Origin of the sequence: Rhizobium sp. YJ-22 (assembly GCF_029601685.1) — a bacterium.
GTDB lineage: Bacteria > Pseudomonadota > Alphaproteobacteria > Rhizobiales > Rhizobiaceae > Metarhizobium.
The window spans coordinates 433,310-447,554 of the sequence record NZ_JARRIR010000001.1; the positions used below are offsets into that span (position 1 = coordinate 433,310).

Here is a 14,245-nt window from a genome sequence, read left to right on the forward strand (position 1 = left end):
AAGCGACCGGGAACGGATTATCACAAGCGTGCCGAGCCATGACCGAATTTCGCATCCGCCGTCCGCGCAAGCTCCTGAACTGGTTCCGCCGCTTCTGGCGCAAGCTGGTGTCGGCGGCGGTCGTCGCCATCGGGGTGCTGGCCTTCGCATTCGTGCTGGCGCGCGTCGCCGCCCCCTTCATCATCTCCACAGGGCTGGTGCGCAACGGCATCGAGCGGGCGATCTCGCAATGGACGGGCCATCAGGCGGTCATCGACGGCGCGCCGCAGGTGGTGTTCTGGCCGAACCCGCGCATCACGCTCGCCGACGTGACCATCGAGGATCCCACCGCCGACCCGCCGCGCCGGGTGGCGCATATCGACAGCATGTCGGCCTCTTTCAACCTGGTGAAGGCGCTCGTCGGCAATCTGAAATTCAACAATTTTCGCTTCCAGCGGCCACATCTCTATCTCCGGCGCGATGAAAAGGGCGCGCTTGCCTGGGCCGGGCGCGGTCTGTTCGGCGCGGCGCTCTCCGCGGTCCGGCCGGGGCCTGACGGCACCCAGACCCTTGATGCGACCTTCAATCCCAGCATCGGCGCCCTGACGGTGGAAGACGGCACGCTCGATATCGACGATGCCTTCGGCGGCCGCGTCACGCTCGGCGGCATCAGCGCCGATATCGACTGGCCCCGGCTTGGCGACCCCGCCAAGGCCTATGTGCTGGCGCGGCTCGGCAACCAGGACGTCAAGCTCGACCTCGCCTCGTCGCAGCCGCTGATGCTGCTTGCCGGGCAGAACGGCAACCTGATGGTCAAGCTGCAATCGCAGACGCTCTCCGGGCGCTTCGAGGGTGTCGCCAACCTGGCGCAGGAAGCCTATCTCGCCGGCGCGGTCGAACTCAGCACACCGGATATTCCAGGGCTGCTCGCCTGGCGCGGCGCGCAGTTGCCGGCGGCGACGCATCTGAAAGCGGCGTCGCTGACCTGCAATATACTCGCCAGCGGTGGCGGCGTGCGCCTCAACAATCTGAGCTTCACCATAGACCAGACCAGCGCTACCGGGGCGCTGGAATTCAACGTCAACGCCGGCAAGGCACCGAAGCTGACCGGCACGCTCGCCTTCAACCAGATGGACATCCGTTCGGCGCTCTCGGCATTGTCGATCACCCTGCCGAACGGCGCGCGCCCGCATCCCGCCCCCGAGGGCAACGGCCTGATCGAGCAGGTGGACATCGACCTCCGGCTTTCGGCGCAGACCGCCAGCTTCGGGCCACTGGAGGCGCGCCACATCGGCGCCAGCATCCTCTCCGGCGGCGGCAAGACCAGTTTCGACATCGGCGACAGCGAATTCGAGGGCGGGCAACTCATCGCCCATTTCGGTACGACGCGCGGGATCGGCGGCGGCGGCGATCTCGACGTCACCATTCGCGACGCCGATCTGGCGGCGGCGGCTGAAAAACTGGCGATATCCGGACCGCTTCCCCTGGGCACCGGCTCGCTCGATGTCGACCTCAGCACCAGCCGGCCGCTCTGGGAGACCACCGCCACCGACGTCTCCGGCTCGGCCAAACTCTATGTCACCTCCGGCACGATTCCGCGGCTCGATGCGGCCGCCTTCCGCACACTGGCGGGTACGAAACCCTTCTTCCGCATCAGCGATGCCAGCGGCGGCGATCTCGATTTCGACACCGCCGAGATCAAAGCCGAGTTTGCCAAGGGCTCGGCCGAGATCCGCAATGCGCGGATCGGCGGCCGTCACGGCATCCTGACGCTGACGGGCATGGTGCCCTACGGCACCAGCGGCATGGCGCTGGCCGGCACCTGGAAACCGCCAGCCACGGATACATCGCAAGCCGCGCTGCAATTCTTCGCCGGCGGCTCCTGGCCCGATCCGGTGATCTCGCCGGTCTCGACCTTTCGCAACGGCGAACCTTGAGTCTTATTTATTACGCATGTCGCGCAAACCGCTGCACACTTTTGCGCGACATGCCTACGCCGCCGTCGTCGCCAGATGCTCGTCGCGCTGGCGCTGGTATTCGCGGCGCTTGGTGGCGACCGAGGCGATGATGACGCCGATGGTGACGATGCCGATCAACAGCGTACAGGCTGCGTTGATCTCCGGCGTGACGCCGAGACGCACCTGGCTGTAGATCTTGATCGGCAGCGTCGTGGCCCCCGGCCCCGTGGTGAAGCTGGCGATGACGAGATCGTCCAGCGACAGGGTGAAGGCCAGCATCCAACCGGCGACCACGGCCGGCATGATCAGCGGCAGGGTGATCGCGAAGAAGGTCTTCACCGGCGGGCAGCCGAGATCGAGCGCCGCCTCTTCCAGGCTGCGGTCGAAGGTGACGAGACGCGACTGCACGACGATCGCCACATAACACATGGTGAAGGTCGTATGCGCGATCACCACCGTCCAGAAACCGCGATCGACGCCGACGGCGACAAACAGCAGCAGCAGCGACAGGCCGGTGATGACCTCCGGCATGACCAGCGGCGCATAGATCATCGCCGAAAACAGCATGCGCGCCGGGATGCGCACGAAACGCACCAGCGCCAGCGCCGCCAGCGTGCCGAGCACGGTGCCGATGCTTGCCGACAGCACGGCGACGCGGATCGTCACCCAGGCTGCATCCATCAGCGCCTCATTGTGCCACATCTGTTGATACCACTGCGTGGAAAAACCGCCCCAGACGGTCACCAGCTTCGAGGCGTTGAAGGAATAGATCACCAGGATGAGGATCGGGATATAGAGGAAGGCGAAACCGATCGTCAGAACGGTCGCATCGAAACGGCCGGGCTTCATGCCTTGCCTCCTTCCGCCTTGCGCTGCTGGTTCTGGAAGATGACGATGGGGATGACCAGCACGATCAGCAGGATGACCGCCACGGCCGACGCCAGCGGCCAGTCTCGGTTGCCGAAGAATTCGGTCCACAGCGTCTTGCCGATCATCAGCGTCTGCGCGCCGCCGAGCAGGTCGGGAATGACGAATTCACCCGTGATCGGGATGAAGCAGATCATCGAGCCGGCGATGACGCCCGGCAGCGACAGCGGGAAGGTGATCTTCCAGAAGGCCTTCCACGGCGGGCAGCCGAGATCGTTGGCGGCTTCCAGCAGCGTCCCGTCGAGCTTTTCCAGCGCAGAATAGAGCGGCAGAACCATGAAGGGCAGGTAGGAATAGACGATACCGATATAGACGGCCGTCTGGGTGCGGAAGATCTGCACCTGCTCGTCGGGACCGTAGAGATGCAGGCTCTGCAGCAGCAGCGTCAGCAGCCCTTCGGGCTTGAGAATGCCGATCCAGGCATAGACGCGGATCAGGAAGGAGGTCCAGAACGGCAGGATGACCAGCATCACCAGCGTCGGGCGGATACCATGGTTGGCGCGCGCCATGCACAGCGCCATGGGATAGCCGACCAGCAGCAGCAGCAGAGTCGAGACCACGGCGACGCGCAGCGACGACAGATAAGCCTCCGCATAGAGCGGATCTTCGGTCAGGAAGAGATAATTGTCGAAATCGAGCTGCGAGATAAAATCGCGCAGCGTCGAAAAGCCCTGGAAGACGGGCGTATAGGGCGGCATGGAAATCGCCGTGTCCGACAGCGAGATCTTCACAATGATGACGAAGGGCATCAGGAAGAAGAGGATCAGCCAGACATAGGGCACGGCGACGACGAGCCAGCGGGCCTTTCCGGGCGATGTGGCGGAAGCTTGCGACATGGCCCGCCCCCTATCGCGTCAGCACGAGGCCGGCATCCGCCGACCAGTGCAGCCAGACCTGGTCGCCGAAGGTGATCGGCCGGTCGACGAGGCGCGAGACGTTGGCCTGCGCCGCGCGCAGCACGCGCCCATCCTCGGTGCGCACCAGGAACAGCGAGAAATCGCCGAGATAGCCGATATCCCAGACCTCGCCGCGCACGGCGTTGACATCCGTCTGGGCCGGCGTGTCGAGGCTGATGCGCACTTTTTCCGGACGGATGGCGAAGGCGACCGTATTGCCGGCGAGTGCCGGGCATTCCTGCTCGACGGCGACCTTCAGGCCGTCGCAATCGAGCGCCAGCCGGCCGGCCTGGCCGGCGGCGGCGCTGGTCGAGACCACCTTGCCCTCGACTAGGTTGATGTCGCCGATGAAGTCGGCGACGTAACGGCTGTTCGGCGCCTCGTAGATTTCCGCCGGCGTCGCCACCTGCACGATAATGCCCTTGTCCATCACCGCGATGCGGTCGGAAACGGTCATCGCCTCTTCCTGGTCATGGGTGACGATCAGGAAGGTGAGGCCGAGCGTATGCTGGATGTCCATCAGTTCGAACTGGGTTTCCTCGCGCAGCTTGCGGTCGAGCGCGCCGAGCGGCTCGTCGAGCAGCAGCACCTTGGGGCGCTTGGCGAGCGAGCGGGCGAGCGCCACGCGCTGGCGCTGGCCGCCGGAAAGCTGGCTTGGCTTGCGCCTGGCGAACTGCTCCAGCTTCACCAGCTTCAGCATTTCCTGCACGCGGGTCTCGATCTCGCCCTTGGGCAGCTTGTCCTGCTCCAGGCCGAAAGCGATGTTCTTCTCCACCGACATATGCGGGAAGAGCGCATAGGACTGGAACATCATGTTAGTGGGGCGGCGATAGGGCGGCACGCCGGAAATATCCTTGCCCTGCAGCAGGATGCGGCCTTCGGTCGGCTCCTCGAAGCCGGCGAGCATGCGCATCAGCGTGGTCTTGCCGCAGCCGGAGGGGCCGAGAAGCGAGAAGAATTCCTTCTCGTAGATATCGAGGGTCAGGTTGTCGACAGCGACGAAATTGCCGAAACGCTTGGTGATGTTCTCGAAGCGGATGAAAGGCTGGGCTCCGGGGTCGGTCCATGGCGTGAATTTTCGTTTCACAGGTCCAAGAGATTTCGCCATTCCCCGCTCCAGTCGTGTCTGCTTTGTCGTTGTCGAGTTTTTGGGATTGGCCCGGCAAGCGGGCGGACATGAAAAAAACGGGGCGATAACGCCCCGTTTTCGTTTGCTGTCTCAGCTTCCTGTCTTGATCTGCGTCCAGATCCGGTTCAGCACGCGCTGCTCGCGCGGGCCGTAGGGGGAGATGGTGAAGAGTTTCTTCATCATCTCCTCGCTCGGATAGACGGACGGATTCTTGAGGACCGATTCGTCGATGAATTTCTGCGAGGCCAGGTTGCCGTTGGCATACTGGACATAGTTGGACGCTTTGGCGATGACCTCTGGCTTCATCAGGTAGTTGATGAAGGCGTGCGCCTCCTCGACATTCTTGGCATCGGCCGGGATCGCCAGATTGTCGAACCACATATAGGTGCCTTCCTTGGGGATGACGAAATTGACGTTCACCCCGTTCTTGGCTTCGACGGCGCGGTTCTTGGCCTGCAGCACGTCACCCGACCAGCCGATGCTGATGCAGCTGTCGCCATTGGCCAGTTCGTCGATATAGGCGGACGAGTTGAAGGTCTTCACATTGGGGCGGATCTTGGCATAAACCTCGCCGCCGGCCTCCAGATCGGCCGTTTCCTTGCTGTCGGGGTTCTTGCCGATGTAGTTCATCGCGATGGCGAAGGTCTCGTCGGAGGCATCGAGAATATTGATGCCGCAGGCCTTCAGCTTCTCGGCATTCTCCGGCTTGAACAGGATGTCCCAGCTGTCGACGGGCACGTCGCCGAGGGCTGCCTTGACCTTCTCGACATTGTAGCCGATGCCGGTCGTGCCCCACATATAGTTGACGGCATATTCGTTACCGGGATCGTATTTCGCCAGCCGCTCCATCACCTCGGGCCACATGTTGGAGAGGTTCGGCAGTTTCGACTTGTCGAGCTTCTGGAAGACGCCGGCCTGGATCTGGCGGGCGAGGAAGGGCGCGGTCGGCACGACCACGTCATACCCCGAGCCGCCGGCCAGCAGCTTGGTCTCCAGCAGTTCGTTGCTGTCGAAGACGTCGTAGACGACCTTGATGCCGGTTTCCTTGGTGAAATCTTCAAGGATCGAGGAATCGATATAATCGGACCAGTTGTAGACGTGCACGACCTTTTCCTGGGCCAGAACAGGGCCGGAAAGGACAACCGAGCAGCAGGCCGCAGCGGTCATGCGAAGCAATGTGGACTTCATGAAAATCTCCTGTTCGGACAATCGGGCGAGCACCTGCCCCGTTCCCGTCTCTTGTTTTTGCGGCAGACTAAACAAGGAACCGGCAGCTCGACAAGCGGAAATTGCTAATTTTCTGCAAGAGTTAACGCGAACGTGTTTCGTTTTTCTTCGGAACATGGAAAGACCATAACCCGTTCGCAGCATGCATGGAACGGAAACCGGTCTGGGCGCGCGTCACACGGGCCTCTACTGAAAATCGAAGACGCTGAGGCCCGCGACCATCTCGTCGAGGCCGAGCGGACGGGTGACGGGGGGCTCGGCGCGCGACAGACAACCCTGACGCTCACAGAAGCGGCAGGCGCTGCCGACCGGCACCGGCCGGATTCCGGCGGGGGCGGCCTGTCCGTAGACCACCTCGTCGCGATGGCTCAGATCGCATCCCAGAAGCAGCGCCGTGCGGCGCAGGCGCTCGCCGAAACCGGCCATCGGGCCTTCCAGCGTCCGCGACACCGTCAGGAAAACGGCGCCATCGGGCAGTTCCACCGCCTCGGCCAGCACCTGGCCGGCTTGCGCGAAGGCGGCATGGACGGAAAGCCGCGGACATTGTCCGCCGAAACGCGCCTGCGGAAAGCCTTGCGCGCCGGCGCGGCGCAGCCGGTTGCCGGCAGTGTCGATCTCCATCAGGAAAAAGGGAATGCCGGCGGCCCCCGGCCGCGCCAGCGTCGTCATCCGCGTCGCCGCCTGCTCGTAGGACACCTGGAAGCGGGCGGCAAGCGCCTCGACATCGTAGCGCAGGCGCTGTGCCGCCGAGAGAAAGGCGTCATAGGGCATGATCAGCGCATGGGCGGCATAGCGCGCCAGCGCGAAACGGGCGATGCGCCGCGCCTCCGAGGTCGAGGGCGACAGAGCCTCCAGTTCGGCATTGATCGCCTCGGGAAAGGCGAGCAGGCAGGTTTCGGCGGCGATCTCGCGCAACTGGTCGGCCGGCGACAGGCGCTCCGACAGGAACAGCCGCATGGAATGGCGGTCGTAGCGCCGCCGCAGCGTCGGCATGGCATGGGCCGGCAGGCTGCGCACGGCAATGCCGTGCTGGCTGCGCAGCCAGGTTTTCAGCGCAGCACCCCGTTCCTCGCCGGCCAGCAGGCCGGCATAGAAGGTTTCGGCCGCCTCCTCGATCAGGCCGAAATAATGCGGCCGGCGCTCCAGCAGGTCGCGCACCTCATCCGCCGGCAGGCGCGCCGCCGACAGAGCCGTCACATGGCCCTCGCGGGCGAGGAGCTCGGAGAGATCGGTCAGCCGCGCCGCCTGCTCGCGATAGGCACGGTAGAGTTTCACCACGGCGCCGGCGGCATTGGGGGCGGCTTCGGAGAGTTCGAGAAGCTCCTGCTCGCCCGGCACCTCGCCCGAGAGCAGCGGATCGGAAAACACTTCCTTCAGCGCCGCCATGCCGCCGCCGGCCTCGCCCTGCAGCGCGTCGAGATCGACCTTGTAGACGGAGGCGAGTTTCAACAGGAGCTGGACGGTGAGCGGCCGCTGGTTGCGCTCGATGAGGTTGAGATAGGAGGGCGAGATGCCGATCGCCTCGGCCATCGCCGTCTGCGTCAAGCCGAGGCTGTTGCGGATGCGGCGCACGCGCGGGCCGGCGAAGATCTTGTTTTCAGCCATGGGTCTTTTCAGCCCTTTGTCACAGTCTCGACAGGAACGGTCCGAGATGCGGATTTACAGTTTTTACAAATTTACACCGCCCACCTGTCACAGGCAAGACAAGATAACCCGTTTCCAGCGACGATTTACGTTATTTTTCTGGTGTATTTTGCGACGCAATGTAAATTCAGTCACATCAAGAGCCGACGCAGCAATGACCGCAAACGCTCTCACCGCCAGAAGGAAACAGCATTATGACCGATTTTTACAACCTCGTCCCCAGCGCGCCGAAAGGCCGGTTCGACGGAATCCAGCGCCCTTATACAGCCGAGACGGTCGAGAAGCTGCGCGGCTCGGTCCAGATCCGCTACACGCTGGCGGAAAACGGCGCGAACCGTCTCTGGAAGCTCATTCATGAGGAAGACTTCGTCAACGCGCTCGGCGCGCTCTCGGGCAACCAGGCCATGCAGATGGTCCGCGCCGGCCTGAAGGCGATCTATCTCTCCGGGTGGCAGGTTGCCGCAGACGCCAATACGGCGTCCGCCATGTATCCCGACCAGTCGCTCTACCCGGCAAACGCCGCACCGGAACTGGCCAAGCGCATCAACCGCACGCTGCAGCGCGCCGACCAGATCGAGACCGCCGAAGGCAACGGCCTTTCCGTCGATACCTGGTTCGCACCGATCGTCGCGGACGCGGAAGCCGGCTTCGGCGGTCCGCTCAATGCCTTCGAGATCATGAAGGCCTTCATCGAGGCGGGCGTTGCCGGCGTTCACTTCGAAGACCAGCTCGCATCGGAAAAGAAGTGCGGCCATCTCGGCGGCAAGGTTCTGATCCCGACCGCGGCCCATATCCGCAACCTCGATGCCGCGCGCCTGGCCGCCGACGTCATGGGCACGTCGACGCTGATCGTCGCCCGCACCGACGCCGAAGCGGCCAAGCTCTTGACCTCCGATATCGACGAGCGCGACCAGCCCTTCGTCGACCGGGACAAGGGCCGCACGGTCGAAGGTTTCTACCAGGTCAAGAACGGCATCGAGCCCTGCATCGCGCGCGCCATCGCCTACGCGCCGCATTGCGACCTGATCTGGATGGAAACCGGCAAGCCCGACCTCGAACAGGCGCGCAAGTTCGCGGAAGCCGTCCACAAGGCGCATCCGGGCAAGTTGCTCGCCTATAATTGCTCGCCGTCGTTCAACTGGAAGAAGAACCTCGACGACGCGACGATCGCCAAGTTCCAGCGCGAGCTGGGTGCGATGGGCTACAAGTTCCAGTTCATCACGCTCGCCGGTTTCCACCAGTTGAACTACGGCATGTTCGAACTCGCACGCGGCTACAAGGATCGCCAGATGGCCGCCTATTCGGAACTTCAGGAAGCGGAATTCGCCGCCGAGGCCAACGGCTACACCGCCACCAAGCACCAGCGCGAAGTCGGCACCGGCTATTTCGACGCCGTCTCCATGGCGATCACCGGCGGCCAGTCCTCGACGACCGCAATGCATGAATCGACCGAGCACGAACAGTTCCTCCCGGCCGCAGAATAAGACATCGCTGCGGGAGCGTCCCTCCCGCAGCCCTCCCCCAAGATCATCAGTCAAAGCAATTCCAGCAAAAGTGTGAAGCGGTTTTGCGTCCGGAATTGCGTGAAAAAACCCATCAAGAACCCCGCTAGAGGAGAAATGCCATGAACGTCCAGACCCGCGTCAAAGAGCGTGCCGAAGAACAGTCGTCGGCCATGAGCGACGATCAGCAGGCCGCCATCCGCATGCTGGCCAATGACCTGCACCGGCTCAACCATTCGATCATGAAGGCCGTCGAGGCCGGCGTCTCCGTCGAACTCGTCCGCTCCGGCCGCCACCATAGCGGCGAGGGCAATTGGGGCGACCTGATGATCCCGGTCATCGTGACCCAGAAAGGCGCCTGATACCGCCCTGTCCGGCGGCGGCGCACAACCCGAAACCCGGATTTGGAGAGGCCATCCGGGTTTCGGTGTTTTTTTGAAGCAGGGACGCGCGGCAAAATCCAGGGGCCGCACCCGATTTGACGCAAAGCCGCGCACCCTCCGATGCGCGGCTTTTTGCTTGTGTCGATGCCGGCCGCTCAGGCGGCGCGGGCAACCTGGCCGTGGAGGGCGGTGCCGAGCTTGAACTGGCTGACCAGCGCCAGGAGCGCATCGGCCTCGTTGGCGAGTTCGCGGCTGGCGGCGGTGGTTTCCTCGACCATGGCGGCGTTCTTCTGGGTCATCTGGTCCATCTGGTTGACGGAGCCGTTGACTTCGGCGAGCGCTCGCGACTGGTCCTGCGCCGCCGTCGAGATGGTCTCGACATGCTGGCTGATCGTGGCGATCTGCTGGCCGATGCGGGTCAGAACCTCGCCGGTCTGCTGCACCAGGCGCGCGCCGCTGGAGACTTCGGCGGACGACTTGTCGATCAGGCTCTTGATTTCCTGCGCGGCCGAGGCCGAGCGCTGGGCGAGTTCGCGCACTTCCTGCGCCACGACCGCAAAGCCCTTGCCGGCTTCGCCAGCGCGCGCCGCCTCGATGCCGGCATTCAGCGCCAGGAGGTTGGTCTGGAAGGCGATTTCGTCGATGACGTCGATGATCTGCTCGATATGGCGCGAGGCATCCTCGATGCGCTGCATCGCCTGGATGGCGTCGCCGACCACGACGGCGGAATCGTCGGCGCTGCGCTTGGTGTCGCGCACGATGGCGTCGGCCTCGCGGGCTCGCTCGGCCGAGGAGCGCACCGTGACGGTGATCTCTTCGACGGCGGCGGCGGTTTCCTCCAGCGAGGCGGCCTGCTGCTCGGTGCGCTTCGACAGATCCTCGGCCGAATAGGCCATCTGGTTGCCGTTGCCCTGGATCATCCGCACATTGTCGCTGATGCGGCTGATGGTCGATTGCAGGCGGGCCAGCGACTGGTTGAAGTCCTGGCGCAGGCGCTCCAGCCGGCCGGTGAACGGCGTGTCGATGGTGGTCGAGATGTCGCCCTGGGCGAGACGGCCGAGGCCGGCGGCGAGCTGATCGACGGCGAAGCCGATCTGGCGGTCGATCTCCTGCTTCTCGGCATCGTTGCGGCGACGCTCGTCGTCGGCTTCGCTGCGCTGCTGCTCGCCTTCGGCCTCGATGCGGATCTTGGCGAGCGCGTTCTCCTTGAAGATGCCGAGCGCGCGCGCCATGTCGCCGATCTCGTCGCCGCGGGCCTCGCCGGAAATGCTGGTGTCGAGGCGGCCTTCGGCCAGACGGCGCATGGCGCCGGTGATCTGACCGATCGGACGCTGCAGGGTCAGCACCAGCGCGATGCCGCCGGAGATGGCGAGGATGATGCCGAGCGCAGTGGCGAGGATGGAGATGCCGTTCGCCTCCTGGCGCTCGTTGCCGGCGGTCTGCTTCTGCAATTCGGCAAAGGCGGTCAAGCCGTTCCAGATGGCGTCGATCTCGACGCGCGAGGCCTTGAACTGCTCTTCGCGCTCGGCGTCGATGGCGATGAGCTGGTCGGCGAGCTTATGCAGGCTGTTGACCTGCGGCATGGTGGTGCCGGAGAGGTCGCGGTAGAAATCGAGGTCGGAGGCATTGCCGCCGAGAACGGCGATGGCGCCGGCGACATCGCTGGCCGCGTTCTTCAGCAGCGTCAGGTTGCCGGATGAGCGGTCATTGAGGAATTTTCCGGTGATCGATTCCAGCGTGTACACCGCTTCGACGAGCTGGCGCGTATCGGAGAGGATCGATTGCGCGGTGACGACGCGCTGGTCGATAGAGCCGAAGATGCGGGTCGCCTCGCGCGCCTTGGCCTGGGCGACGAGCTGGAGTTGCGACGACGTCTGCATGAAGCGGGACACGAGATTGCCGATTTCGGCGGCGCGGTCCTCGACCGGCTTGTCCGTGGCGCCGAGCGCGGCGTCGAGCGCCTTGACCGTGGTTTCCAGCGATTGACCGAGATTCTTCTTGGTCGGCGGCAGCGAGGCGGAGACGGAGCGCTGGTAACGGCCAAGATCGGACATGCGCTCGCCGACCAGCTTCAGCTTGGCATCGGGATTGAAGACGTTGCGGAAATCGTTGCCGAAGGTGGCAAGATAGTCGCCGCCCTTCCACAGGTTGTCGGCGTCGCGCAGCACGGCCTTGGCCTTGCCTTCGTCGGCGCGGATCGACTGATCCATCTGGTTGACGGCCATGGTGACGGCGATGCGGCGGTTGATCACCTCCTGGCGCACCTTGTCGATGGCGGCGGTGGTGTCGTTCTGCTGCGATTTCAGCGTCCAGAGCTTCTGCACGATGCCGTCGACGACATTGACGTGCTGCACGGCCTCGTCGAGCGTGCCGGCGCCGACGCCGCCCGCGCCGATCTGACCGCGCGTGACCGCAAGAACCGCTGCCTGATCGGCGAGATCGGCATGCACCTTGTCACGGTTGGCCTCGGTCGTGTCCTTCAGGAAGGCATCCAGAGAGGCATACAATTCCTTGAAGCCGGTCAGCGACTGCAGCACGTTGTTGGAAATCTCCATGCGGCTCTGCAGCATGCCGGAGGCATAGAGCCCCGTCAGGCCGACGGCCGAGATCGAGATGACGAAGGGCAGCACGAACAGCACCACCTTTGTCTTGATCTTGAAGCGGGAAAGAACCTTGTCGATCATCGCGCCCTCACCTTGTCCTGCATCCGCTTTCCCTTCCCAGACATCCTACGCGCCCGTTGCTCGCAGCCGTTCGCCCTGGCCATTTGCTGTTTGCTTGCGCCGCCACGCCGTCATTGCCCGAGGCCGGGCGAGGCGACGGATGGCGGGGCGCTCCAAATGGGACCGATGATTGGTTTTCGGGGTTAATATTCTGATAACGACGCGCCGGGATTGTCGCAGGGCGGGTCAATCGCCCGCCGCGGGCACGGCGAAACGCGCGAAGGCCGGTGCAGGGCCGGCATCTGGAAAAGGATCGGTCTTTCGAGAAAAATCAGACCGGATCGATGCCGGACAGGCTCAGAAGGGCGACGCTGGCACACAGCGCGCTCACCAGCGCCCGGGCGATAAACACCAGGCGGGCATGGCGGTCTTCGGCAATGGCGATGGCAGTGGCACGACGCGACGGCGTGTTCATAAGCGAAGCCTTTCAGGAATGACGAAACCATGCCGGTCCTCCGGCACGCCAGCCAGACCTCATGTCGGCAGTCCTCGAACTGCGCCGGCGTAAACCCCAGCTTGCACCCGGTGTATTAACAAGATCTGAAAACCCTACGGCCGGAACTACCGGCGGCCCGACTGTCCGGCGCATATGATGAAGAATGGATTACAGCGCCTCGCCCGCCGCATGGCCAGACGCCCAGGCCCATTGGAAATTGTAGCCACCGAGCCAGCCGGTAACGTCGACGCATTCGCCGATGAAATGCAGGCCGGGCACGGTCTTCGCCTCCATCGTGCGCGAATCGAGGCCGGCGGTGTCGATGCCGCCAAGCGTCACTTCCGCCGTGCGATAGCCTTCCGAACCGGCGGGGCGGATGGTCCAGTCCGACAGGACCGAGGCCAGCGCCTGCAGCGCCTTGTCGGAGCGGTCGGCAAGCGGGCCGGCGGCGGCATTGGCTTCGGCGATGTATAACGCCAGCCGTTTCGGCAGGTGGTCGCCGAGCGCGGTCTGCACCGCCTGGCGGCCGTTGGCCTTGCGGGCGGCCTTCAGCAGGTCGAAGAAGTCCAGGTCCGGCTCGATGCGCAGGCGGATGTCGTCGCCCTCGCGCCAATAGGAGGAGATCTGCAGGATCGAGGGGCCGGACAGGCCGCGATGGGTAAACAGCAGCGCCTCGCGGAACGAAGTCTTGCCATGGCCGACCTCGGCGAAGACCGAGACGCCCGCCAGTTCCGAGAGTTTTGCCAGCAGGTTCGGCTCCAGCGTCAGCGGCACGAGGCCGGGGCGCGTCTCGACAAGGCCGAGGCCGAATTGCTCGGCGATGCGATAGGCAAAGCCCGTCGCTCCCATCTTCGGGATCGACTTGCCGCCCGTGGCGATCACCAGCCGCCCGGCGGTGAAGACGCCCTCAGAGGTTCTGACGGTAAAGCCGCCCTCCCCCTTCTCCACCGATTCGATGGCGCAGCCGAGCCGCAGGGAAACGCCGCCTTCGCGCATCAGCTTCAACAGCATGGCGATGATGTCCTTGGCGCTGTCGTCGCAGAACAGCTGCCCCAGCGTCTTTTCATGCCAGGCGATGCCGTGGGCCTCGACCATGCCGAGGAAATCGCGCGGGGTAAAGCGGGCGAGCGCCGACTTGGCGAAATGCGGATTGGCCGAGATAAAATTCTTCGGTCCGGCATGGATATTGGTGAAGTTGCAGCGACCGCCGCCGGAAATGCGGATCTTTTCGCCCGGCGCCTTCGCATGATCGAGCAGAATCACTTTACGGCCGCGGCTGCCGGCCCTGAGCGCGCACATCATGCCGGCGGCGCCGGCGCCGATCACGATCGCGTCGCCTCGTGTGGTCATGTCCGTCTTTCCCGTTGAAGGTCCTTGTCTTTTCCATGGTTTCGCAAAAGTCAATGCTTTTGCCCCCTCGCCAATTGCGCGAAGCTGGTTA

The 14,245-nt window shown here is 64.1% G+C and carries 11 protein-coding genes; 3 read left to right on the forward strand and 8 right to left on the reverse strand.

Annotated features, from left to right (window positions below):
- The first annotated feature begins 38 nt into the window (after positions 1 to 38).
- The gene (locus tag P7F60_RS02055; RefSeq protein WP_277916031.1) at positions 39 to 1,916 is read left to right on the forward strand and encodes an AsmA-like C-terminal region-containing protein; all 1,878 of its coding nucleotides are present in this window, start codon (positions 39 to 41) and stop codon (positions 1,914 to 1,916) included.
- Positions 1,917 to 1,970: 54 nt separating this feature from the next.
- On the opposite strand, the gene P7F60_RS02060 is transcribed toward P7F60_RS02055, so the two are convergent.
- The 5 genes from P7F60_RS02060 to P7F60_RS02080 all read right to left on the reverse strand — a co-directional run bounded on the left by P7F60_RS02060 (position 1,971) and on the right by P7F60_RS02080 (position 7,721).
- Positions 1,971 to 2,786: an ABC transporter permease gene (locus P7F60_RS02060; protein ID WP_277916032.1), complete on the reverse strand. Its 816-nt coding sequence runs from the start codon at positions 2,784 to 2,786 to the stop codon at positions 1,971 to 1,973.
- Complete coding sequence (locus P7F60_RS02065; protein WP_277916033.1) at positions 2,783 to 3,700, reverse strand: ABC transporter permease subunit; 918 nt, start codon at positions 3,698 to 3,700, stop codon at positions 2,783 to 2,785. The genes P7F60_RS02060 and P7F60_RS02065 overlap by 4 nt, the downstream gene beginning before the upstream one ends.
- Before the next feature lie 10 nt (positions 3,701 to 3,710).
- A complete protein-coding gene (locus tag P7F60_RS02070; RefSeq protein ID WP_277916034.1) occupies positions 3,711 to 4,868 on the reverse strand; it encodes an ABC transporter ATP-binding protein in 1,158 nt (385 codons plus the stop codon).
- A 111-nt stretch (positions 4,869 to 4,979) separates the two neighbouring features.
- Entirely contained in the window at positions 4,980 to 6,077 is a 1,098-nt protein-coding gene (locus P7F60_RS02075; protein ID WP_277916035.1) for a polyamine ABC transporter substrate-binding protein, read from the reverse strand.
- A gap of 225 nt (positions 6,078 to 6,302) precedes the next feature.
- The gene (locus P7F60_RS02080) at positions 6,303 to 7,721 is read right to left on the reverse strand and encodes a short-chain fatty acyl-CoA regulator family protein (protein ID WP_277916036.1); all 1,419 of its coding nucleotides are present in this window, start codon (positions 7,719 to 7,721) and stop codon (positions 6,303 to 6,305) included.
- A 233-nt stretch (positions 7,722 to 7,954) separates the two neighbouring features.
- Here P7F60_RS02080 and aceA point away from each other — a divergent pair, with 233 nt between their 5' ends.
- Complete coding sequence (aceA, locus tag P7F60_RS02085) at positions 7,955 to 9,244, forward strand: isocitrate lyase (RefSeq protein WP_277916037.1); 1,290 nt, start codon at positions 7,955 to 7,957, stop codon at positions 9,242 to 9,244.
- Positions 9,245 to 9,384: 140 nt separating this feature from the next.
- Positions 9,385 to 9,624, forward strand: coding sequence for a hypothetical protein (locus P7F60_RS02090; protein ID WP_277916038.1), 240 nt, complete (start codon positions 9,385 to 9,387; stop codon positions 9,622 to 9,624).
- Positions 9,625 to 9,800: 176 nt separating this feature from the next.
- Here the strand turns inward: P7F60_RS02090 and P7F60_RS02095 are convergent, their stop codons facing one another.
- From P7F60_RS02095 to P7F60_RS02105, 3 genes are all read right to left on the reverse strand, one after another.
- Entirely contained in the window at positions 9,801 to 12,329 is a 2,529-nt protein-coding gene (locus P7F60_RS02095; RefSeq protein WP_277916039.1) for a methyl-accepting chemotaxis protein, read from the reverse strand.
- 310 nt (positions 12,330 to 12,639) lie between these two features.
- Complete coding sequence (locus P7F60_RS02100) at positions 12,640 to 12,783, reverse strand: hypothetical protein (protein ID WP_277916040.1); 144 nt, start codon at positions 12,781 to 12,783, stop codon at positions 12,640 to 12,642.
- A 189-nt stretch (positions 12,784 to 12,972) separates the two neighbouring features.
- A complete protein-coding gene (locus P7F60_RS02105) occupies positions 12,973 to 14,154 on the reverse strand; it encodes an NAD(P)/FAD-dependent oxidoreductase (RefSeq protein ID WP_277916041.1) in 1,182 nt (393 codons plus the stop codon).
- Between the last annotated feature and the right edge of the window lie 91 nt (positions 14,155 to 14,245).

What these genes read in the sequence shown, in the direction of transcription:
- P7F60_RS02055 (WP_277916031.1), top strand. Translation starts at nt 39, where the DNA reads ATGACCGAATTTCGCATCCGCCGTCCGCGCAAGCTCCTGAACTGGTTC.
- P7F60_RS02060 (WP_277916032.1), bottom strand. Translation starts at nt 2,786, where the DNA reads ATGAAGCCCGGCCGTTTCGATGCGACCGTTCTGACGATCGGTTTCGCC.
- P7F60_RS02065 (WP_277916033.1), bottom strand. Translation starts at nt 3,700, where the DNA reads ATGTCGCAAGCTTCCGCCACATCGCCCGGAAAGGCCCGCTGGCTCGTC.
- P7F60_RS02070 (WP_277916034.1), bottom strand. Translation starts at nt 4,868, where the DNA reads ATGGCGAAATCTCTTGGACCTGTGAAACGAAAATTCACGCCATGGACC.
- P7F60_RS02075 (WP_277916035.1), bottom strand. Translation starts at nt 6,077, where the DNA reads ATGAAGTCCACATTGCTTCGCATGACCGCTGCGGCCTGCTGCTCGGTT.
- P7F60_RS02080 (WP_277916036.1), bottom strand. Translation starts at nt 7,721, where the DNA reads ATGGCTGAAAACAAGATCTTCGCCGGCCCGCGCGTGCGCCGCATCCGC.
- aceA (WP_277916037.1), top strand. Translation starts at nt 7,955, where the DNA reads ATGACCGATTTTTACAACCTCGTCCCCAGCGCGCCGAAAGGCCGGTTC.
- P7F60_RS02090 (WP_277916038.1), top strand. Translation starts at nt 9,385, where the DNA reads ATGAACGTCCAGACCCGCGTCAAAGAGCGTGCCGAAGAACAGTCGTCG.
- P7F60_RS02095 (WP_277916039.1), bottom strand. Translation starts at nt 12,329, where the DNA reads ATGATCGACAAGGTTCTTTCCCGCTTCAAGATCAAGACAAAGGTGGTG.
- P7F60_RS02100 (WP_277916040.1), bottom strand. Translation starts at nt 12,783, where the DNA reads ATGAACACGCCGTCGCGTCGTGCCACTGCCATCGCCATTGCCGAAGAC.
- P7F60_RS02105 (WP_277916041.1), bottom strand. Translation starts at nt 14,154, where the DNA reads ATGACCACACGAGGCGACGCGATCGTGATCGGCGCCGGCGCCGCCGGC.